Raw genomic sequence first — 21,480 nt, 5'->3', positions numbered from 1 at the left:
ACGACGACCACCTTTCCCGATAAGTCTTGCCCCCACAATCGTCTTTTTCATGAGGGAGAGGGGTGGGCCTCCCTCCGACGGATCTTCCAGCCACAGAACAGGCGTCTTACGCCATAACCAGGCGCCGGCTGGGCTCGTGCCACGCCCGGGGCGGGCGACTGGGCGCCGTAGGAGCCGGCTTGCCGGCGGTGGCTGCCAGTAGGCTTCTCGTCTCGCCCGGAGCGGATCCGTCCTGTGGGCCCGGCCCGTGGTGGGATGGCGGCAGGGTGGTGTCCTTCGTTACCATCGGCGGTCCGATGAGCGACACGACCCGATGAGCGTCTGATCCCGAGCCAATGCGCATCCTCCATGTCATCTGGCAGCCCGCTGCCGACGCCGACGCCTTCGTCCAGGGCGGTGCGATGCGCCTGTGGGCCGAGGCGGCCCCGGTGCGTCGGGCGAAGGCGGGGCGGGGCGAGGCCGTGCATCCGTTCGGGCTGTCGGCGGACGCCTGGCCCGATCTGCTCGGTACCCTGGGGCTGTCGCAGCCCGCGTCGGGGCGCATCGGGCGCTGGCCGGTGGCGCTACCGAGCACGGCCGACGGCCCGTTGCCGTCGCCGGAGCTGGTGCGGTCCCTCGGCGATGCGCCGCCGGCCGTCGAGTCGGCGGGGCTGGCGACCTGGCAGGTCGAGGGTTGCGACCTGACCGATCCAATCGGGCAGTTGAACGCCATCCACTACTTGATCGACCAGCAGGACGGGACGCTCCGCCCCGGCCACGATCTCCTCTTCTGGTACTGGTTCACCCAGTCGCTCCGGCGCCTGCTGTTGCGCGATCAGTACCTGCCGGCCTTCGTCTATCGCACGCCGCCGAAGGGCAAGGGCCGCCGCCGGCCGCCGCCGGCCGAGGTCCACGGCGGCTGGCAGTGGGCCTCGCCGGACTACGAGTCCCTGATCGCGCGGGCCGCCGCCTGCCTACCGGCCTCGGCCGCGGCCGGGGTCGCCGGGCTGGCCCACCCCGAGACGCTGGTGCGCCACTGCGCCGAGGTGCTGCTCGACCGCGCGGTGCGCGGCGCCCGCTGGCCGGCCGCGTTCACGAAACGCGTCGAGGGCACGCCGCTGGCGGCCTGTCTGGCGCCCGAGCCGGAACCGGCCACCGCGCCGGGCGGGGCCGAGACGCTCTATCGACAGTGGCGGGGCTGGCGGCGGCGCCTGGCCGGCGGCGACCACGAGGCGCCCTTCACGCTCGGCCTGCGCCTCGCCGAGGCGGCACCGGATGCACCGGACGAGTGGTCGCTGCGCTTCGTCGCAGTGCCCAAGGACGACCCCTCGCAGCGCCTGGAGCTCGCCACCTACTGGGCGCGCCCCGAGGCCGAGCGGCAGGCGCTGGAGCCCTGGCTCGGCGCCGACTTCGAGCGGGCGCTGCTGCTGAACCTGGGGCTCGCCGCGCGGATCTACCCCAGGCTCTGGGACGGGTTGGAGACGGCGACGCCGCACGGCGTCGCGCTGGACCTGGACGAGGCCTTCGCGTTCCTGAAGGAGACGGCCTGGGTGCTGGAGGATGCCGGCTTCAAGGTCATCGTCCCGGCCTGGTGGACGCCGCAGGGGCGGCGGCGCATCAAGATCCGTCTGCGCACGAGCGGCAGCGCGAGCACCTCGGGGACCGCGACGCCGACCAAGAGCGGCCTCGGCCTCGAGCAGCTCGTCCAGTACCGCTACGAACTCGCGATCGGCGACCAGGTGGTCACCGAGGAGGAATGGCGCCGCCTCGTCGAGGCCAAGACGCCGCTGGTGCTGTTCCGCGGCCAGTGGATCGAGCTCGACCGCGACAAGATGCAGGAGATGCTGGCCTTCTGGCGGCAGCAGGGCGGTGAGACGGCGCAGATGGGCCTCCCCGAGCTGCTCCAGAAGACGGCCACCGACGAGGACTTCGAGATCGACCGCGGCGAGGCCCTGGCCGAGATGCTGGCGCGGCTGCGCGACCAGCGCCGCCTGGAGCCGATCGCCGACCCTGCCGGGCTGCGCGCGACGCTGCGCGACTATCAGCGCCGCGGGGTCGCCTGGCTCGGGCTCTTGGAGGACCTCGGCCTGAACGGCATCCTCGCCGACGACATGGGCCTCGGCAAGACGATGCAGGTCATCGCCCGCCTGGTCCAGGAGCGCGAGGCCGAGCGCAGCGCGGGCGGCGGCCCGGGACCGACCCTGCTCGTCGCGCCGACCTCGGTCATCGGCAACTGGGCCAAGGAGATCCGCACCTTCGCCCCCAGTCTACGTACCCTGATCCACCACGGCCCGGGGCGCGAGTGCGACGCGGCGGCCTTCCGCGCCCGTGCCGCCGAGCAGGATATCGTGATCACGTCGTTCGCGCTGGTGCGCAGCGACCAGGCACTGCTCGGCGGTTGCGACTGGCACCGGGTCGTCCTCGACGAGGCCCAGAACATCAAGAACCCGAAGGCCGCCCAGACCAAGGCGATCGGTAAGCTCGCCGCCCGCCACCGCCTGGCGCTGACCGGCACCCCGGTCGAGAATCGCCTGATGGACCTCTGGTCGATCTTCCACTTCGTCCAGCCGGGCTACCTCGACACCCAGGCACGCTTCCGCAAGGCCTTCGAGCTGCCGGTGCAGCGCGATGCCGACCCGGTCAGGACGGCGATGCTCAAGCGCCTCGTCGAGCCCTTCATCCTGCGCCGGGTCAAGACCGACAAGGCGATCATCGCGGACCTGCCGGAGAAGGTCGAGGCGCGCCAGTACTGCAATCTGAGCAAGGAGCAGGCGGCCCTCTACGAGTCGGTGGTGCGCGACGTCGAGCACCAGCTCGAGGCGAAGGAAGGCATCGAGCGCCAGGGCCTGATGCTCTCGACCCTGATGCGCCTCAAGCAGATCTGCAACCACCCGGCGCAGTTCCTCCAGGACGGCAGCCCCTTCTCGCCGGAGCGCTCGCACAAGCTCGAGCGCCTCGATGCGATGCTCGAAGAGGTCACGGCCGCCGGCGACAGCGTGCTCATCTTCTCCCAGTTCACCGAGATCGGCGCCCAGCTCGAGCAGTTCCTGCGCCGCACGCGCCACTACAAGACCTACTATCTGCATGGCGGGACGTCGCGCGCGCGGCGCGAGGCGATGATCGCCGACTTCCAGGACCCGGAGGGTGAGCCGGCGGTCTTCGTCCTGTCGCTCAAGGCCGGTGGCGTCGGCATCACGCTGACGAAGGCCAACCACGTCTTCCACTTCGACCGTTGGTGGAACCCGGCCGTCGAGGACCAGGCCAGCGACCGGGCCTTCCGCATCGGCCAGCGCAAGACGGTCTTCGTCCATAAGATGGTGACGCTCGGCACGCTGGAGGAGCGCATCGACGAGATGATCGAGCAGAAGAAGGCGGTCGCCGGGGCCATCGTCGGCAACGACGAGTCCTGGCTCGCGCAACTCGACAACGAGCACTTCAAGGCCCTGATCCGGCTGAACCGCGAGGCGGTGGTGGACTGATGACCAGACGACCGGCACGGACCTGGTGGGGGCAGCGCTTCCTCGCGGCGCTGGAGGGCTGTACCGACGCGGGACGGCTCCAGCGCGGGCGCGGCTATGCCGGGCCGAGCCGCATCTTGGCGTTCGCGATCGATGAGACGGGCGTGAGCGCCACCGTGCGCGGCAACGTCAACCCTTACTTTGGCGTCTACGAGGAACCGCGCTACGAGACCCGCATCGAGTTGACGCCGATCCCACCCGCGGGCTGGGACCAGGCGATCGCCTACCTCGGCGAGCGGGCCGGCTTCGTCGCCCAACTGCTGATGGGCGAGATGCCGGACGACATCGAGGCGGCCTTCGCCGACCTGAGGCTCGCGCTGCTGCCGAGCAGCCGACGCGACTTCCGCCTGACCGACTGTTCCTGTCCCGACTATGCGAACCCGTGCAAGCACATCGCCGGGGTCTACTACCGCCTCGCCGCCGAGCTCGATCAGGACCCCTTCCTGCTCTTCGAGCTGCGTGGGCTGCCGCGCGAGCGATTGCTCGAGGGTCTGGGGCGAACGCCGCTCGGTCGCGCCCTCGTTGGCCTGATCGCCGAGGAGGACGGGCCGATCGAGCCGGCCGACGCCTTCTTCACGCGGCCGCTGCCGGCCCCGGCGACCCCGGACTACGGGACCTTCTGGAGCGGCCACCGCCGCCTGCCCACCGACCTCGCCCCGGCCAGCCCGGCCGCGGTGCCGGCCCTGCTGATCAAGAAGGGCGGGGACTATCCGCCGTTCTGGGACAGGGATGGCTCCTTCCTCGCGCTGATGGAGGAGCTGTACCTACGCGTGCGCAGCGGGGGGCGGCGCCCCCGTTGATGCGCGCGGTTTACCCTTCGAAACGGTTCAGAAACGGCGGACACAAGCGCGCGGGGGACAAGAAACTACGAAATACGCGAAAGTCGCGAAAATCCAGGGCAAAGCGGATGTTCCTGTGTATATTCAGCCCTTTCGCGTTTTTCGCGTGTTTCGTAGTTGTTAGAAGCTGTGCCGGTTGTTCTTGAATCGTCACTCGCCATCACCTCGCCCGCTGGAGCCCTTGCCGATGTCCGCTACCCTCGATCTCGCGTGCGATCTGATCGCCCGCCGTTCGGTCACCCCGGCCGATGCCGGCTGCCAGGAACGGCTCGCCGAGCGGCTCGCGGCGCTCGGCTTCCGCATCGAGCCGCTGCCGTTCGGACCCGTCACCAACCTCTGGGCGCGGCGCGGCGAGGCCGGGCCGCTCTTCTGCTTCGCCGGGCACACGGACGTGGTGCCGCCGGGGCCGCTCGATCAGTGGCATTCCGAGCCGTTCGCCCCCGAGGTCCGCGACGGGCTGCTCTACGGCCGCGGCGCCTGCGACATGAAGGGCTCGGTCGCGGCCATGGTCACCGCCGTCGCCGACTTCCTCGCCGAGCACCCGCAGCCGCGCGGCTCGATCGCCTTTCTGATCACGAGCGACGAGGAGGGGGCGGCGGTCGATGGCACCGTGAAGGTCGTCGAAACGCTGACCGCGCGCGGCGAGCGCATCGACTATTGCCTGGTCGGCGAGCCCTCGTGCCGCGAACGGCTCGGCGACACGATCAAGGTAGGCCGCCGCGGCAGCCTCAACGGCTACCTCACCGTCCACGGCCGGCAGGGTCACGTCGCCTATCCGCAGCGCGCCGAGAACCCGCTCCACGCCTGCGTCGCCCAGCTCGCGCGGCTGTGCGCCGAGACCTGGGACCAGGGCAACGACCACTTCCCGCCGACGAGCTTCCAGATCGCCAACCTGGCGATGGGCACCGGCGCCGAGAACGTCATCCCCGATCGGCTCGAGGCCCAGTTCAACCTGCGCTTCTCGACCGAGCTCGACGTGCCGACGATCGAGCGTCGGGTCCGGGCGATCCTGGATGAGGGTGGGTTCCGCTACGACCTGCGCTGGGCCTCCTCGGGCGACCCCTTCCTCACCGCCTCGGGCGAGCTGGTCGCGGCCACTCGGGCGGCGATCGCCGCCGTCACCGGCGTCGACGCCGAGCTCTCGACGGCGGGCGGCACCTCGGACGGGCGCTTCATCGCCCCGACCGGTGCCCAGGTCGTCGAGTTCGGGCCGATCAACGCGACCATCCACCAGGCGAACGAGTGCGTCGGCGTTGCCGAGCTCGACGAGCTGGCGGCCATCTATCGGAAGATCCTGGTCGGCCTGCTGGGTGCCGATTCCTGACGTGCGCACGCGACGCCGGCGGAGGCCGCTGTCGGGTTACGGCGCGCGCGGACCTATTCCTTCTCGGCGACCGCCGTGGCGGCGCGCCTAACCCGACCACGGGCCGTGCCGATGTCGCCGGGGCCGTAGGTCGGGTTAGCCCTCGGGGCGTAACCCGACGGTGGGCGACGCGGCGCCGGCGGGGCAGCCGGTACGCCGCGTCGGCACGCTCCTGCCGATCAGGCGGTCGCCGGCGATTCCGTCCGCTCGAGGAGCTCATCCATGAGCAGCGGCGGCGAGATGCCGAAGCCTTGGCCGAAGTCGACCCCGATCTCGGTGACGCAGCGCAGGATCTCGCTGTCGGCGACGTATTCGGCGATGGTCCGTTTGCCGAGGATATGGCCCATATCGTTGATCGACTTGACGACTGCGAAGTCGTTGCGGTCGGCGCCGATCCGCCGCACGAATGCCCCATCGATCTTGACCCAATCGACGGGCAACGCGCGCAGGTACGAGTAGGAGGCGAGGCCGCTGCCGAAATCGTCGAGCGCGGTGTGGCACCCCAGGGCCTTGAGATCGCGAAGGATCCCGGAGCTGACCGACAGGTCGGCGACGGCAGCCGTTTCGGTGATCTCGAAGCTCACCCAGGCGGGATCGACCGCGTGGCGCCGGAAGTGCTCGCGGACGAAGTCGACGAAGGTTGGGTCGCTCGCAGTCTGCCCGGACAGGTTGACGGCGAAGTTGTGGAATCTGGTCATGAACGCGCGGTGTTCGGCGATCCATTCGATGACAGTCCGGGCGACCCAGCGATCGACTGCGCGCATCCGCTTGTAGCGTTCCGCCGCCGAGATGAAATGGGCGATCGACAGGGGCTCGTGGAGGGTGTTCGTCACACCCAGCAGGACCTCGTAGTGCGGTCTCAGGTCGTGCGCCGTTTGGAGCGGCACGATCGGCTGACAGCGCAGCCGCAACTGGCCGCCATCGAGCGCCCGATCGACCTCGGCGACCCAGTGGATCGATTCGCGGTGCTCGATCATGTCGGGGTCGTCGTCGCGGTAGGTATAGACCTGATCTCCGCCGCGGTGCTTGGCCGCCCGCGTCGCCTGCTCCGCCGCCTGCCACAGGGTGCTGAGGCCCTGCTGCGCCAGCGCAGTGCCCACCAGTCCGATCGATATGCTGAGCCGCCCCCCGTCGCCGGGCCAGTCGAACGGCATGTCGCGGACGGATACGCAGAGCCGCTCGGCCAATCGCTCGCCGTCGGGGACTGCGATCTCAGGCAGCAGCACTGCGAAGCGGTCGCCGCCGAGGTGCCCGAAGGTGCCGGCACCGATGCTCTGGCGCAGCACCTGTGCGAGAGCGATCAGCAGGCGATCGCCGGTCTCGTAGCCGTGGATCGCGTTGATGAGGCGAAAATGGTCGACGTCGACCATCAGCATGACGCCCCCCTCCCAGGAGCGATCCGACCCGGCGAGCGCCTGGTCGAGCGCCGCGTGAAAACCGCGCCGGTTGGCCAGGCCGGTGAAGGATGCCTCCGGGGAGAGATGCGGGAGCCGTGCCTCCATGTCTTCGAGCATCGCGTCCAGCATCCGATTGGTCATCGGTCGGCCGTCGAGGGAACTGACCAGGATGCGTCCTCGATGCAGGCCGAGCGCCAGGTCTGCCCGTGCGAGGTCGCAGGCCTTCAGGCCCCGAGGGTCGACGAGCACGAACAGGCCGCGGTCCTCGCGTACCCAGGCGACGCGCAGATCGCATCGTTCCTGCGGCTCGTCGAGCAGGCGCAGCCGGTCGCCGGGACGGATCGCCGCGCAACGCGCCAGGGCCTGTGCCCACGCCTCGTCGGACAGCCCATCCGGGCACCCGGTGGCGTCGGGCGCATCGCGGCCATCCTCCTGGATGGGCATCGTGACGAGGGTCGGCGCCGGGCCGTCGCCAGGGGCGAGCAACGCGCGTCGCAGCCGCGCCTCCATCGCCGTGCGGCGGAAGGGGTCGAACGCGGCGGCGCCCAGGGTATCCAGGACCCGCTCGAGCAGATCGGCCGGAGGCGGCGGCGGGGCGGTCTCGACGGCGCGGCCCCCCAAGGCGCCGATCAGGGCGTCGAGCAGCGCCAGCCTCGCCTCGAGCGGCCCGCTCCCGCCTCGGCCATTGAGCCAATCGCGCTCCAGCAGGGCGCGCCAGCCCATGTCGAGGAGCTCGGGGACCATGGCAGGCACCGGGGCGTCGGCGTACCGTCGGTTGAGCTCGTCGGCCACTGCCTGGCGGGCGCGCCGCGTGAGGTCGCGGGCCTCGCAGGCGGCGTTGAGGAGCTCCACGCGGCGCTGATACCGACGGCTGAGCTCCATGGTCAGGGCCGCGATCGCGGCCACCATCGAATGCAACGCGGCGCTATCCGCGCGGCCGTCGCGCACTGGCTCGAGCAGCGCCGCGAGGCGCTGGCGCAGCCCCTGCTCGGCGGGGCTCGCGTCGGCCGAGTTGCGAAAGAGTTGGAGATGCGCCAGCCCGTCGATGATGGCCCGCAGCGGGTGGTCGTGGTCCTGGAAGAACCCCGGATTCGCCCTGGTCTCCGCGATCAGCGGCCCTTCGAGCTGGGCGAGCCAGTCGGGACGACCGGCGGGGAGACCGATCGTGTCACCAATGCGGGCCATCATTTCGTGCACGAGGTTGGAGCCGGGCTCGGAGATCGCCGCATCCTGGTCCCGCGTTGGCTGGTCGGCCGAGGGTCGCGATGGGAGATGAGCCGCGCGTCCTTTGCGAGGCCTGTCGCCGGTCCGCCTGACCGGACTGCGGCGGGCCGCGTTCGGACAACCGGTGGCCAGGCGTTCACGCGGGGGCGAGGCCGCGGGGATGCCGAGGATGTCGAGTTCGGCGTCTAGGGCTCGGTACAGCGGCGGCAGCCGGTCGCACATGACCCGGAGGCTGCTCTCGAACAGGACCTGCCGAGTCGGCGTGCAGAGTTCCAACTGCCTGGCGAACTCGTCGATGGCGCTGGCGAGAAGCTGCGGCGCGACCAGGGCTGGGAGGCGATCGGTTTCGCGACCGCCGTCGGCCCCCAGGAGGCGTGCACCGATGGTCGTATGGGCGAACTCGACCCGACTGGCGAGCAGGGCGGTGATGCGCGACACCTCCAGCCACCGTTCGAAATCGTCTAGTTCGACCAACGCGAACCCCCCCGAGGAGGGCTCCGGCTCCGGCTGCGGTGGGCGGCAGCAGGCATCGAAGGCCCGGGTCAGGAGGACCTGGGCCAGCAGTTCTCGCGCCTCGGCGCCCTCGAGCGTCTGCGACTCCGTCCAGATGCGCTGCCGGGCGGCGATGGACTCCTCGCCGTCGGCGGCCGCCGGCAGGCCGGCGAGCGTGTCGTTCAGGATCTCCTGCGCGAGGTCGGGCAGGGCGCTCGCCGTGATGTAGCGCAGCCTCGCCAGGCAATTGGTCAGATCCATCCGGCGCGGGGCGCCCCTGTCCGTGAGGCCTGTGTTCTTCTCGCGGTCATAGGCCTGCAAGGCGGTGGTGATGGTCGTCGACGGATTGGTGAAGGCGATGCCGGCATAGAGCCCGCGTGCCCAGGCGATCTGCCCCTCGATGCGAAGCCGGCGGGGGCCACCGACATCGAGCAGTTGGATGTCGAGCCGGACCTTCCCCCCGACCGCGGCGCCCGGTTCGTCGTTCCCTGGCTCACCGAGTTGAAGGAGTGCCCCGCCGTTGCAGTAGTCGCGGACCATGCAGGCGCGCGACATGCCATCCGCGGCCTTGACGCGGCCGGGGATTTGGATCTGATGACGTGGGAAGACCCTGCGCTCCGCGGGGTCAGCCGTCCCGTGCCCTGAACCGATCTTGGGTCTGTCCACAGCCACTTCCCTACTGCTTTCCATCGATAGGCCGTTCGGCCCCAATCCTATCCGGGGGCGTCCTACGGTGCCCCGGTCGGACCCCGCCCCGCACCTGCGCTACGGCGGTTACGCTGGGGGCTAGAATCCCTCGTCATTTCACCGGTCCCGAAGGCCCCGTGCCACTTATCCTAAGGCGTTGTCGAGGTCGAGGGCCAGGCCTGGGCGGCCCGGATCGGGACCACGCCTATTCGGCCCGGCCCACCCCCCGAGGGTCCGCCCGGGGGGCGCTCAAGGGTGTCGTCCGGCGCGCGTGGTCTCGAAACGGAAGGGGGCGATCCAGAGTCCATCGGGCATATGCAGCATCACCTTCGCCTCCCACTCCATCCGCGCCCGTGCGCAGACTGGCAGCATCGCCCGACCCGTGTAGACCTCGGGGGCGGCCGCCGCCAGCGCCACGCGGTTGAACCCCATGTCCATGTCGGTGCCGGCGAAGTCGACCTCGATGAGGGTCGGCGCGAGGCCCTCGGTCTCGACCCTCAGCGTCAAGGGCTCGGCCGCAGGCAGCGTGGGTGGCGCGATGGCGAGGCGCACCAGGCCGCCGCCGGGGAACCGGGCCAGGCAGGGGCCGGCGCGTAGGTCGCAGCCCGGATCGAGCGGCGCGAGCCGCTCGCCCGACGGGAAGAGCAGCGGCCAGCCGCGGTGCAGCGCGAGGGCGATCAGGGCGGCGATCAGCAGGCCGGTCACGGCCCAGATGATTCTAAGCTTCATGATCGTCGATCCGAAACGGTGGGCACCCCGCGAGCGCGTGGTGGCCGATGATGGCGCCGGCCGCGCTCCAACCTTGGTGGCGGGTGCCGCCAGGCGTCAGGGCTTGACCGTGGACGTATTCCGGGAAGGCCCAGGGCTGCCCCTCCATCGCCAGCGCATTGGCCTGATGGATCGCGCGCAGGTGGCGCCGGGCGGCCTCCTCGCGACCCCGGGCGGCGAGGTCGGCGACGTAGAAGCCGGTCACCATCGGCCAAAGCCCGCCGTTGTGGAACTCGTAGGGCCGATTCTTGAACGTGTAGGAGAACATGACCTGGAGGTCCTTCCAGTCCTCGTCGACGGGTTGGATGACCGGATGGAACGCGGGCAGCAGGGGCAGGGCGTCGAGGGTCGCCCGGGTCGCGATGAAGTCGTCGACCTCGCGACGCTGGTCGTCGTCGGCCACCTCCAGGAGCGAGACCAACACGTTGGCGAAGGCATCGAAGCGATAACCGTAACCGCTGGGGGAGAAGGAGGCCATCCAGTGCTGGCCGCCACAATGGTCGGCTGCCTGAAGACCCTTGCGGTAGAGGACCTCGTGATAGGCGTCGTCGGGGATCCGGTCGCCGTCGAACCAGTAGTTGGCGCGGATCAGGTGGCGTAGTCGGCCGATGCGCTCCTTCAAGCCGTGGTCCGGCGAGCCGTGCAGGTCGCAGTGGATGGCGGCCAGCGTCCGCTGCGCCTGCAGATACAGGACCTGGTCGTAGAGGACGTAGCCGCTCTGCAGGTACTCATCGGCCCAGTCGCCGGTCAGCGGGACGTAGAGGAGCCCCCGGTTATTGAACTCCCAGGCCCCGAGCAGGAAGCGGACCTTCTCGATCGCCGGCAGCAGGTGTGCGAGGAAGGCCTGGTCGCCGGTCGCCCGCCAGTATTCGCCGCACCCGATCAGGAACCAGAGGTCGGCGTCGATGCGCCCGGTCGTGCCGCCGTAGCTGACCCGCTGCGTCAGCGGATCGACATTGCTCGGGATCTCGCCGTGCGGGCCCTGGTGATTGGCCAGCGTCACGAAGGTGCGTCGGGCGGTCGCGATCAGTTCCTCGTCGTCGGTGAGGAGCGCGGCGAGGGCGAGGATGGCGCCGTCGCGGCCCCAGATGCGGCGGTAGTTGTCGTTGTCGGTCGGCGAGGCGAGGAATCCGTCCGGGGTGCTGCACGCATGGAGCAGGGCGAGGGCCTCCGGGAGCCCGCGCTCGGCGGCCTCGTCCGCCTCCACCCGCGGCGGGGCGGAGTCCTGGGTCATGATTCGCCTCCGTGAACGGTGCATCGCGCCTCAAGAATCGGCTTCACGACAGGGTCAGCAGCGATGAGAATATAGGCATCGGGACGCCGCTGCCAGAGGGCAGGTCAATGCACCGGATCGACGAGCGGATCGCCGAGGGGCCACGCCGTTTGCTGCTCGATCTGCTGGTGGCGGCCTTGGCCGCCGTCGACGGACGCGCCTGCGTGGCCCGTGCCCTCGCTGCCCGACCGATCGGCGGCCCCGTTCGGCTGGTTGCCCTCGGCAAGGCCGCCCAGGCGATGACCGAGGGGGCCGTCGCCGCGCTCGGGCCGGCCGTGCGGAATGGGCTCGTCGTCTCCAAGGCAGGCCACCTCGACGAGCCCTGGCTCCGCGCACGAGGTCTCGCGGTGGTCGTCGGCGGCCATCCCGTGCCGAGCGCCGGTAGCCTGGCGGCGGGCGAGGCGCTCGGCGCGACGCTCGCGGCGCCGGGCGAGGGCAGTTGGCTCTTTCTCCTCTCGGGCGGTACCTCGAGCCTGGTCGAGGCGCCGGCCGCCGGGCTCGGCCTGGCCGAGCTGCAACGGGCCAACGACTGGCTGCTCGGGAGCGGGCTGCCGATCGCGGCAGTGAACCGGGTGCGCAAGGCCCTGTCGCGGATCAAGGGTGGCGGGCTGTTGTCCCGGCTCGGCGGGCGGCCCGTGCGGGCGCTCGCGATCTCCGATGTCCCGGGCGATGACCCGGCCGTGATCGGCTCGGGCCTGCTCGTGCCCGAGCCCGGACTCGCCGAGCGGCTCGCCGCGCTCGACCTGCCGGCCTGGTTGGCCGACTGGGGCCGGCGAGGGCTGGCCGAGCGCGGGGCGTCGCTCGGCGAGGCCCCGCCGATCGAGCTGGTCGCGACCCTCGATCAGGCCTGCGCCGGTGCGGCGGCCGCCGCCCGGGTGCGCGGCCTCACCGTGCATCGCCACCCGGTCTTCATCGCCGGCGATGCGGCGGCACGCGGCGTGGAACTCGGTCGCTGGCTCGCCGGCGCGCCGCCCGGCGTGCACATCTGGGGTGGCGAGACGACGGTGCGGCTGCCCGAGCGGCCCGGGCGCGGTGGGCGCAATCAGCATCTGGCGTTGGCGGCGGCCACGGCGCTCGCCGGGCGCGTGGACTGCTGGCTGCTCGCGGCCGGGACCGACGGCAGCGACGGGCCGACCGACGCCGCCGGGGCATTGGTCGATGGTGCGACGCTGGCGCGGGCGGCCGACTGCGGCCTGGCGGCAGCGACGGCCTTGCGCCGCGCCGATGCCGGTACCCTGCTCGAGGCGAGCGGCGACCTCGTCGATACCGGCCCGACCGGCACCAACGTCATGGACCTGGTCCTGGCCTTCAAGCGCTGAGGCGCCCGCGGGCCGGATCGCCCGCAAGCAGGTCCCCATCGAGCGCAGGCGACGCTTGCGGAGGCCGCCGTCGGGTTACGGCGCGCGCTGGGCTGTTGCTGCTCGGCGACCGCCGTGCCGGCGCGCCTGACCCGACGCGGATAGGCGGTGAAGGGCGCCGCCGCCGCGATCACCCACGAGGTCGGTAACGGCTTGACCCGGTCCGGCTCTGGCTCTAGCCTTCGGGCGTCGCCCCGCCACCCCCGTGGACCCCGCCCTGTGTATTTGAAGTATTTCGGCCTCAAGGAACCGAGCTTCTCGATCGCACCGGATCCGGAGTTCCTCTACCTCAGCGAGCAGCATCGCGAGGCGCTCGCCCATCTGCTCTACGGGGCCAGCGCGAGCGGCGGCTTCGTGTTGCTGACCGGCGAGGTCGGGACCGGCAAGACGACCGTCTGTCGCGCCCTGCTGGAGCAGATCCCGGCCGAGGTCGAGATCGCCCTGGTGCTCAACCCGGCGATGGACGGGCCCGAGTTGCTGCGGACCATCTGCGAGGAGTTCCACATCGAGGTCCCGCCCCGGGAGCAGTCGACGAAACGGCTGATCGATCGCCTCAACCAGTATCTGCTGGAGGCCCATGCCAAGGGTCGCCGGCCGGTGCTGATGATCGACGAGGCCCAGACGCTCGGCCCGCGGGAGTTGGAGCTCGTGCGGCTGCTGACGAATCTGGAGACCAACAAGCACAAGCTGTTGCAGATCTTCCTCGTCGGTCAACCGGAGCTGCGCGCGCTGATCGACAGCGACGAGCTGCGTCAGCTCAGCCAGCGCATCACGGCGCGCTTCCACCTCGGGGCGCTGACGGCCGCCGAGACTGCTGCCTATGTCCGCCACCGCCTGGCCGTGGCCGGCGTCGAGCGGCCCTTGTTCTCCCGCCAGGCCCTGCAGCGGATCCACGCCCTCTCGGGCGGGGTGCCGCGCCTGGTCAACATCCTCTGCGATCGCGCCTTGCTCGGGGCCTGCGTCGGGCGCGACCTCCAGGTGACGCGCAGTCTCGTCGAGCGCGCCGCGAAGGAGCTGCGCGGCTCCGAGACGCCACGGGGCCGATCGTCGCGCCCGCCACGCCGGGCCTTCATCGCGGGCCTCCTCCTGACCCTGCTGCTCGCCGCGGGCTGGACGGGCTGGCAGTGGCTCGCGGGCAGCGGTCCGGAGGATCTGCGCCGCTGGCTGGTTGTGCGTCTTGGCGGGGCGTCGGAGCCGGCTTCGCCACCGGCAGTGGTCGCGCCACCGCCCGAGGCCCCGCCGGCCGAGGGGGTGGCCGATGAGCCGGCCGGCGCAGCGACCGGGCTGGAGGGCGAGTCGGTCACGGCGGTGGGGGCCATCAGGCCGCTGCCCTCCGAGGCGACGGAGTCGTTGTCGCCGCCCGTTGAGGCAGCGGCCGCTATCGAGACCTTGGGGCGCACCGAGGCCCTGCGCGTGCTGCTGCGCCGCTGGGGGGTCCAGGTTGCCGACCTGGATGCCGCCGACCCCTGCGGCCGGATCGCCGCCTTCGGGCTGCGCTGTCAGGTCGAGGAGGCCGGGACTTGGGGCAATCTCAGGTTCTTCGATCGGCCAGCGCTCCTGGAGCTCGATGCCGGCCGTGGGTCCGAGGGCTTCGTCGCCCTGGGCGCCCTGGCCGGGGAGACCGCGACCCTCGATCTCCCCGACGGGCGGTCGGCGCAGATCCCCGTCGCGGACCTGGCCCGTCGCTGGTCGGGTCGCTACCTGCTGCTGTGGCAGCCGCCGCCAGTCGGCACGCCCCTGATCGGCCCGAGTTCCTCGGCCGAGGCCGTCCGCTGGTTGCGCCAACTGCTCGCCCAGGCGCCGGGCCTTGGGTTCGCGGGGGGCGACTCGGGGCGCTTCGATGCCGACCTGGATGCGGCCCTGCGGCGCTTCCAGGAGGGGCGGGGCCTGGCGCCCGATGGCCTCGCCGGCTACCGGACCCTGATCCAGCTCCACAATGTCGTCGGGATGCCCGGCATCCCGAAGCTTCTCGAGGCCAGCTGAGCCATGTCCTTCATCCTCGAGGCACTGAAACGCTCCGAGCAGGAGCGGGCCCTCGGGCAGGTCCCGCGGATCCATACCAACCTCCTGATCGAGGAACCGCCCGCGTCGCGGCCGAATCCCTGGGTCCTGCTGGCCGTCGGGCTGGCCTTCCTGGCGGTCGCGATCGCCCTCTATGCGGCCCTGCGTGCGCCGGTGCCCAGCCCGGCGATCTCGCCCGCCCCCGACATGCTCGCCGAAGGCCGCTCCAGCAGCCCACCCGCGGCCGTGGTCGGCGCGCAGCCGGCCCAGGCCGTCGTCACCGAGGAGCAGCGCTACGGCCCGCTCGCCCCCGGGGCCGAGCCTCCGGCCCGCCCGAGCCCGCCACCGCCCGAGGTGGTCGCCACCGCCCCCCGGCCGATGGTGGCGTCGCCGCCGATCCCGGCCGATCTGGTCGAGGACATCGCCTCCTTCAAGGAGCAACTGCGGCACGAGCAGGGGCTCGGTGTCGGTTCGTCCGACCAGCCCGCCGCCACGCCCGAGAGCGGTGCCGGGACGACGCCGGCCGATGATCCGCGGCAACGGCGCCTGCCGGAGGCGTTGCAGGCCGGCCTACCGGCCTTCCGAGTCACGGCCCACGTCTACGATCCGCTGCCGCCGCGGCGTTTCATCGTGATCAATTCGCTGCGTTACGGTGAGGGCGAGCGCACCCGCGAGGGTTTCGAGGTGCTGGAGATCCTGCCCGACGGGGTCCTGCTCGGCTATCAGGGGCACAGCTTCTTCGCCCGACGCTGACGGGCGCGGCGCCGCCCGTCAGCCGATCCGCCCGACCCAGTCGCGGGCGAATTGCCAGGCCGTGCGCCCGCTGCGCGAGCCGCGCTGTTGTGCCCACTGGAGCGCCGCGCGCTCGACCTCGGCAGCGGCCTGCGCGCCGGCCGGCGCCCCCAGCCGGGCGAGCCAATGACGCACGATCTGGAGGTACTGATCCTGCGTGAACGGATAGAAGGACAACCACAGGCCGAAGCGGTCGGAGAGCGAGATCTTCTCCTCGATCGCCTCGCCGAGGTGGATCTCGCCGTCGACGACCCGCGCCTGGCGGTTCTCCTGTTGGAACTCCGGCAGCAGGTGGCGGCGATTGGACGTCGCGTAGATCAGCAGGTTGGCCGGTGGTGCGCTGATCGAACCGTCGAGGACGGCCTTCAAGGCCTTGTAGCCGGACTCGCTGGCCTCGAACGAGAGGTCGTCGCAGAAGACGATGAAGCGCTCCTCGCGGTGGCGGATCAGGTCAAGGATGTCGGGCAGGTCGATCAGGTCGTCCTTGTCGACCTCGATCAGGCGCAGGCCCTCGGCGCGCAGCTCGGTGAAGACGGCCTTGATCAGCGATGACTTGCCAGTGCCCCTCGAGCCCCACAAGAGCAGGTTGTTGGCGCCACGCCCGGCCAGGAACTGGCGGGTGTTGCGCAGGATCTCGGCCTTCTGGCGATCGAGACACCGGATGTCATCGAGCGGCAGCTCGTGCGGCGCGTGCACGGCCTGGAGCCAACCGCGCCCGTTGGCCGTGCGCCAGCGAAAGGCGTGGGCGTCCCAGTCCGGAGCGGTTGGGATCGGCGGTAGGAGCTGTTCGAGGCGTTCGATGAGCTGGGTGGCGCGATCAACGACTTGATGCAGATTGGACATCGCTGGCGGTGGTGGGAAAGCGGATTTGGAAACCATCGACGGGCAGGGCGGCGCCGACCCCGTAGCCTTGGGCGTAGTCGACGCCCAGCGCGCGAAGGGCCTCGATCGCGGCACCGTCCTCGGCCCATTCGGCGATCGTCTGCAGGCCCAGGACGTGACCGATCTGGTTGATCGATTCGACCATCGCCCGATTGACCGGGTCGTCGCTCAGGCCGCGCACGAAGGCGCCGTCGATCTTCAGAAGGCTGACGGGCAGGTCGCGCAGATAGCCGTAGGAGGAGAGCCCGGTGCCGAAATCGTCGAGGGCGAATCGGACGCCGAGGCCGGCGAGTTCCTCCATCAGCGCCCGCGCCCGTTCGAGGCTCCGGACGGCGGCCGTCTCGGTGATCTCGAAGCAGATGCTCGCGAACGGCACCGCCCAGTCGGCGAACTGGCGTTTCAGATAGCTGAGGAAACCCTCGTCACCGAGCGACGTGCCCGAGAGGTTGATGGCGAACAGGAAACGGTCCGGATAGCGGGCGTGCCAGGCGCGCAGGTTATCGGCCTGGGTGCTGAGTATCCGATGAATGACCCAGCGGTCGACCGCCGGCATCAGGATGTAGCGCTCGGCGGCCGGAATGAAGCGACCGGGTATCACGACCTGGCCGGTCTCGTCGAGCATCCGCACCAGGATCTCGTAGTGGGGCGGCTCGGGTGTCTCGCCCTGAAGGGCGACGATCGGTTGGGCGACGAGCCGGAAACGCCCGTCGCTCAGCGCCCGGGTGATGGCCGAGACCATGTGCATGTCGCCGTGGTGTCGGATCAACTCGGCGTCGCCGTCGCTGTAGACGTGCAGGCGGTCGCGGCCGTTGTGCTTGGCCGTGTGGCAGGCGATGTCCGCCTTGCTCAAGGCCGAGGAGGCGGTCTCCTCGTCGGCCGTGAAGGCGATCAGGCCGATGCTGACCGCCACGTCGAACGACTGGTCGCACCAGGTGAACAGGAAGTTGCGTACGGTTTGCTGCAACTCCTCGCAGATGGCGAGGACCTCATCGCCGTCCCGTCCGCTGAAGAAGGCCGCGAACTCGTCGCCGCCGATGCGAGCGAGGGACGTCTTCTCGCCGAGTCTGTTCTCGATCAGTAGCGCGAGTTGCTGGAGCAGCCGATCGCCGGCAGCATGTCCGCAGGTGCTGTTGATGATCTTGAACTGGTCGACGTCGAGGTGGCAGAGGGCCCGCGGTTGGCGTCGCCCGGCCGGATCGCGCAGCGCGGCCTCGACGCGTCGCTCGAACTCGCGGCGATTGAGCAGTCCGGTCAGCAGGTCGTGGCGGCGCAGGTAGGCCGCCTGGCCCTCTTGTTGCTCGTGCATCGCGAGGTCTTCGGCGAAGATCAGCACCCGGCGGTGTCGACCGGCGTCCAACCGGTGCAGCCGCAGGCGTGCCGGGAAGGGCCGATCGCCGTGGCGGCGGGCCTGCGCTTCGTGCACGGCGTGGCCGTCGACCTCGGCGGCGAGCAACGCTAGGGCGAGCGGGGTCGAATCGTCCGGGCTGTGGTCGACGAGGCTGTCGAAGTGCTGGCCGACGACCTCCTCGGCGAGACAGCCGAAGAGCATCTCGGCGGCCGGGTTGAAGATCTCGATCCGGCCGTTGGTCGCGCAGAGGATGATCGCCTCGTTGGCTGCGCGCAGCATGGCGGTGAGGGTTTCGCAACGAGCGCAGCGCGCATCCGGCGCGGGGCTGGCGGTCGCGACCGCCGGCACGGCCGGCGGCCTGGGGCGCGCTCGCCGGCGGCGCAGCAGACCGAGCCCGAGCGCTGCGAGGAGGCCCGATGCCCCCGCGACGAGCAGCGGCGGCTCGGCCAGGGAGGCGGCGGGCGGCCGCTCGACGAACGCCCAGCCGATCAGTGTCAGCGATGGTGCGAGGGCCACCAGGCCGAGGCCGAATGGCGCGAATCTCCGCGCCGGTCTTTGCGACATCGGGCCGCGCTCCGCCTCGGCAGCGGGCCGCGGTCGGTCTCGGGCGCGTGGTGCGGATTCTGACATGGCGGCTCTAGCCGGCAGGTCGCCAGCCTGAGGGCCGGGGAGGCGTCGTGGTGGGGGCGCCAAGTCGAACGCCGGGTCGCGCGACGCCGCATGGGACCAATCGCGTCGGTGCCACGATCTTGTTTGCGCAATCTCGTGTACGGCTGTGTTGGGTCATGGACGTTGCGGATGTGGGCAGGGCACGCCGGCGTGGACCGCCGCAGTGTCCCGGGTCGCGATGGGACGATTGTGCCCGCTCCGGGCGCCAAAGTCCAAGGGCCACGCAGGTGGTGCGGCGGCGGGCCCGGTCAGCAGGTCGTACGATTGGATTCTCAGGCGGTGGGAATGCGCCATCTGCGTTAGAATGCGCGGCCATGAAGCCACGCCTCCATCCCCTCTATACGAAGCTCCTGCTGCTCGCGATCGTCTTCGGGCCTTTCTACTGGCTGGTCTTCACCGATGATGGCCAGTGGCGCACCGATACGGTGTTGTTGATGCTGTTCGGCAAGCCGGCGTTGAACCTGGCGCCCGAGCGGCTCTACGCGGGGTTCGACGAGGCCGCCGTGCGCGAGCGCTTCCCCAAGGTCGATCTGCGCTGCGGGGCGGCGGCGACGCCGTTCGGCAATCGTCTCTGCGGGGCCGAGATCGGCACCTTCAACAGCATCCCGTCACGCCGCCTGGTCCTCTACTATGGCGATGAAGGCCTGATGGCGGCCAAGATCGACTACCGCCGCGGCTACCACGCCCGGCTCCTCGCCTGGCTGACGCGCCGCCTCGGGGCGCCCGAGACCGGGGCTGACGGGACGACCGCGACCTGGCCGGCGGACGAAGGCCTCGTCGTCGCCCGTGCCGGCGAACTCGGCGCCGACGAGGAACCGACGCTCCTCTGGCTATCGCACGCGGCGCTCGCCCAGTAGCAGACCGGACCCTGATCCCCGCGACGGTGGTTGACCCGGTTCAATCAGGTGAGAGGTTGAACCACAGAGGACACATCGGTTGAGAGATTGAACCACCGAGGGCACATCAGGTAAGAGATTGAACCACAGAGGACACAGAGAACACAGAGCAGGAGCAAGATCGTTATTTCCCATTCTCTGTGCGCTCTGTGTCCTCTGTGGTGAAAAAAATCAAAGGTGAAAAAAATCAAAGCTTGAAACGCTGCACGCCGTCGGCCAACCGCGTCACGTTGAAGTTGATCAGCAACCCTGTATTGACGGAGGCCAAACGCATGTACGTCAAGATCTGCGCGGTTTGGATCGGCAAGACCCGGTCGACGGCCTTTAGCTCCAGAAGTAAGCGGTCTTCGACCATGATGTCGATTCGATAGCCGCACTCCAGGCTGACACCCTTGTAGAGAACCGGCAAGGGTACCTGGCGTTGAATTTCGATGCCTCGCTGTTGCAACTCGTGGGCGAGGCATGCTTCGTAGGTCGATTCCAGCAGGCCGGGGCCCAGATGCCGGTTTACTTCGATCGCGGCTCCGATCACGGAGGCGCTTAGCGGATCCTTTTGCACGTTCTAGCTTCCCTTCTTGCTTCGCCTTCAGCTCCATAAGTTGCCCAGATCGAGCTGCAGGGCGTCGAAGGGCGCGACCGCAATGGTGTCGTTGCCTGATGCCTCGGTGAGCAGGTGCCATTCTCCGTTCGTGAGCGCGTAGGCCTCCAGGGTGTGTCGCTTGGGGTCGACCAGCCAGGCATGGGCCACGCCGTAATGGGCGTAGAGGGGCATCTTGATCTCGCGATCCTTGCTCTCTGTCGAGGGAGACAGGATCTCGCACACCCAATCCGGGACGACCTCGAAGCGATGACCTTCCGGGATCCGCGGCATTCGTATGCGCCGCCAGCCGGCGAGGTCGGGCACCGCCACCTCGACGTCGCGCACGAAGTGCACCTCGGGCTCGATGAACAGCCACCAGCCGCCCGGGCCGTCGCCATCGTCATAGCTGCGACCGATGAGGCGATCCAGGACGACGCTCGCGCGCCCATGCGGGCCGGATGGGCGTGGTTGCGCATGCAACTGCCCATTGAGGATTTCACCCGTCAAGCCCTCGGGTAGCGATTCGAGCTGTTCGTACAGCGTTTGCTTGTAGGCAGGTTGCATGGCAGTCGTCCATCCCTCCGGGTCTAAGCTCACCCCGAAGACCTCGAAGCAAAAGAACGATTCATAGGAACGCTGCATGAACAACCGATACAAGCCCGCGGAAGACAAGAAACTACGAAATGCGCGAAAATCGCGAAAGAAAACGGCAGATTCTCCCGCGTGTATTCTGCCCTTTCGCGTGTTTCGTAGTTCAAAAGAAGATGCGCCGGTTGTTTTTGAATCGTCACTTAGTGGTCTTCGCGTCTTCGGTAGCTACCCGATTCAGCTCCAGAGGTTGCTCAGATCGAGCCGCAAGGCGTCGAAGGGGGCAACGGCGATGGTGTCGTTCCCGGATGCCTCGGCGAGCAGTTGCCATTCTCCGCCATCGAGCGCGTAGGCCTCCAGGGTGCGGCGCTTGGGGTCGACCAGCCAGGCATGGGCCACGCCGTAACGGGCGTAGATAGTGCCTGGAAGAAAACCCCGTTGAATTCAAAAAAACCGCTGGCCTCATGCCGCCCCGGCGGCGGCTTTTCATTCGGATCGAGGCCGTCAGCGAGGAATACGGGGGGGCGATGTGAATTGCTTTCATCTTCCGCGTCCATTGGACAGACCCGTCCCTCGGATCGGCCCCGATGGCCCGCGCGAGGCGCTCAGGCGGCGCGCTTTCGTCGGCGCCGCTCGGCCTCCGCCTTGTCGTTGGCCAGCAGGATCGCCCCGAGGCGATGGAGGTTGCGCGCCACCACCGCCAAGGCGACGTAGCGCATGAAGCCGTCGAGGCCGTGATCCGGGCAGCGGTCCAGGCCGTGGGCCTCCAGCGCATTGATCGCCGACTCCACCGCCGAGTGGCGCCGGCGCAGGCGCTGAAAGCGCG

The 21,480-nt window shown here is 69.9% G+C and carries 15 protein-coding genes and 1 pseudogene; 7 read left to right on the top strand and 9 right to left on the bottom strand.

Annotation, left to right across the window (positions count from 1 at the left end; all coding sequences use genetic code 11):
- Positions 1-335: 335 nt before the first annotated feature.
- The 3 genes from CKO41_RS05545 to dapE all read left to right on the top strand — a co-directional run bounded on the left by CKO41_RS05545 (position 336) and on the right by dapE (position 5,660).
- Positions 336-3,458: a DEAD/DEAH box helicase gene (locus CKO41_RS05545; RefSeq protein ID WP_200381484.1), complete on the top strand. Its 3,123-nt coding sequence runs from the start codon at positions 336-338 to the stop codon at positions 3,456-3,458.
- A complete protein-coding gene (locus CKO41_RS05540; protein ID WP_200381483.1) occupies positions 3,458-4,297 on the top strand; it encodes an SWIM zinc finger family protein in 840 nt (279 codons plus the stop codon). The genes CKO41_RS05545 and CKO41_RS05540 overlap by 1 nt, the downstream gene beginning before the upstream one ends.
- 226 nt (positions 4,298-4,523) lie before the next feature.
- Positions 4,524-5,660 carry a succinyl-diaminopimelate desuccinylase gene (gene dapE / locus CKO41_RS05535; RefSeq protein WP_200250583.1) on the top strand — a complete coding sequence of 379 codons (1,137 nt, stop codon included), beginning with the start codon at positions 4,524-4,526 and terminating at the stop codon, positions 5,658-5,660.
- Positions 5,661-5,878: 218 nt separating this feature from the next.
- Here dapE and CKO41_RS05530 read toward each other — a convergent pair whose 3' ends face one another.
- The 3 genes from CKO41_RS05530 to CKO41_RS05520 form a co-directional block, all read right to left on the bottom strand.
- Positions 5,879-9,502 (bottom strand): DUF1631 family protein, encoded by a 3,624-nt coding sequence (locus CKO41_RS05530; RefSeq protein ID WP_338115543.1) that lies wholly within the window; start codon positions 9,500-9,502, stop codon positions 5,879-5,881.
- A gap of 246 nt (positions 9,503-9,748) precedes the next feature.
- Positions 9,749-10,228, bottom strand: a complete 480-nt coding sequence (locus CKO41_RS05525; protein WP_200250581.1) for a hypothetical protein — start codon at positions 10,226-10,228, stop codon at positions 9,749-9,751.
- Entirely contained in the window at positions 10,218-11,501 is a 1,284-nt protein-coding gene (locus CKO41_RS05520) for an amylo-alpha-1,6-glucosidase (RefSeq protein ID WP_200250580.1), read from the bottom strand. The genes CKO41_RS05525 and CKO41_RS05520 overlap by 11 nt, the downstream gene beginning before the upstream one ends.
- Before the next feature lie 107 nt (positions 11,502-11,608).
- Here CKO41_RS05520 and CKO41_RS05515 point away from each other — a divergent pair, with 107 nt between their 5' ends.
- The 3 genes from CKO41_RS05515 to CKO41_RS05505 all read left to right on the top strand — a co-directional run bounded on the left by CKO41_RS05515 (position 11,609) and on the right by CKO41_RS05505 (position 15,652).
- Complete coding sequence (locus CKO41_RS05515) at positions 11,609-12,859, top strand: DUF4147 domain-containing protein (RefSeq protein WP_200381481.1); 1,251 nt, start codon at positions 11,609-11,611, stop codon at positions 12,857-12,859.
- A gap of 258 nt (positions 12,860-13,117) precedes the next feature.
- Positions 13,118-14,881, top strand: a complete 1,764-nt coding sequence (locus tag CKO41_RS05510) for an AAA family ATPase (RefSeq protein WP_200381480.1) — start codon at positions 13,118-13,120, stop codon at positions 14,879-14,881.
- Positions 14,882-14,884: 3 nt separating this feature from the next.
- On the top strand, positions 14,885-15,652 hold the full coding sequence (locus CKO41_RS05505; protein WP_200381479.1) for a general secretion pathway protein GspB: 768 nt from the start codon (positions 14,885-14,887) through the stop codon (positions 15,650-15,652).
- Positions 15,653-15,670: 18 nt separating this feature from the next.
- Here the strand turns inward: CKO41_RS05505 and CKO41_RS05500 are convergent, their stop codons facing one another.
- Together CKO41_RS05500 and CKO41_RS05495 are read right to left on the bottom strand one after the other, a co-directional pair.
- Positions 15,671-16,534 (bottom strand): ATP-binding protein, encoded by an 864-nt coding sequence (locus CKO41_RS05500; protein ID WP_200252910.1) that lies wholly within the window; start codon positions 16,532-16,534, stop codon positions 15,671-15,673.
- On the bottom strand, positions 16,509-18,485 hold the full coding sequence (locus CKO41_RS05495; RefSeq protein ID WP_242463998.1) for a putative bifunctional diguanylate cyclase/phosphodiesterase: 1,977 nt from the start codon (positions 18,483-18,485) through the stop codon (positions 16,509-16,511). The genes CKO41_RS05500 and CKO41_RS05495 overlap by 26 nt, the downstream gene beginning before the upstream one ends.
- A 419-nt stretch (positions 18,486-18,904) precedes the next feature.
- Between CKO41_RS05495 and CKO41_RS05490 the strand changes: the two genes are divergently transcribed.
- Entirely contained in the window at positions 18,905-19,447 is a 543-nt protein-coding gene (locus tag CKO41_RS05490; protein WP_200381477.1) for a hypothetical protein, read from the top strand.
- A gap of 226 nt (positions 19,448-19,673) precedes the next feature.
- Here the strand turns inward: CKO41_RS05490 and CKO41_RS05485 are convergent, their stop codons facing one another.
- From CKO41_RS05485 to CKO41_RS05470, 4 genes and pseudogenes are all read right to left on the bottom strand, one after another.
- The gene (locus CKO41_RS05485) at positions 19,674-20,045 is read right to left on the bottom strand and encodes a GxxExxY protein (protein ID WP_200381476.1); all 372 of its coding nucleotides are present in this window, start codon (positions 20,043-20,045) and stop codon (positions 19,674-19,676) included.
- A 27-nt stretch (positions 20,046-20,072) separates the two neighbouring features.
- On the bottom strand, positions 20,073-20,630 hold the full coding sequence (locus tag CKO41_RS05480) for a Uma2 family endonuclease (protein ID WP_200381531.1): 558 nt from the start codon (positions 20,628-20,630) through the stop codon (positions 20,073-20,075).
- Positions 20,631-20,891: 261 nt separating this feature from the next.
- A complete protein-coding gene (locus tag CKO41_RS05475; protein WP_338115546.1) occupies positions 20,892-21,071 on the bottom strand; it encodes a Uma2 family endonuclease in 180 nt (59 codons plus the stop codon).
- A 188-nt stretch (positions 21,072-21,259) separates the two neighbouring features.
- A pseudogene (locus CKO41_RS05470) lies at positions 21,260-21,480 on the bottom strand (ISNCY family transposase); the annotation flags it as partial.

The sequence above is a fragment of the Thiococcus pfennigii genome (genome assembly GCF_016583835.1).
In the GTDB taxonomy this organism is placed as follows: domain Bacteria; phylum Pseudomonadota; class Gammaproteobacteria; order Chromatiales; family Chromatiaceae; genus Thiococcus; species Thiococcus pfennigii.
The sequence above is the reverse complement of the archived record's forward strand: the minus strand, read 5'-3'. Positions and strand labels throughout refer to the sequence as shown.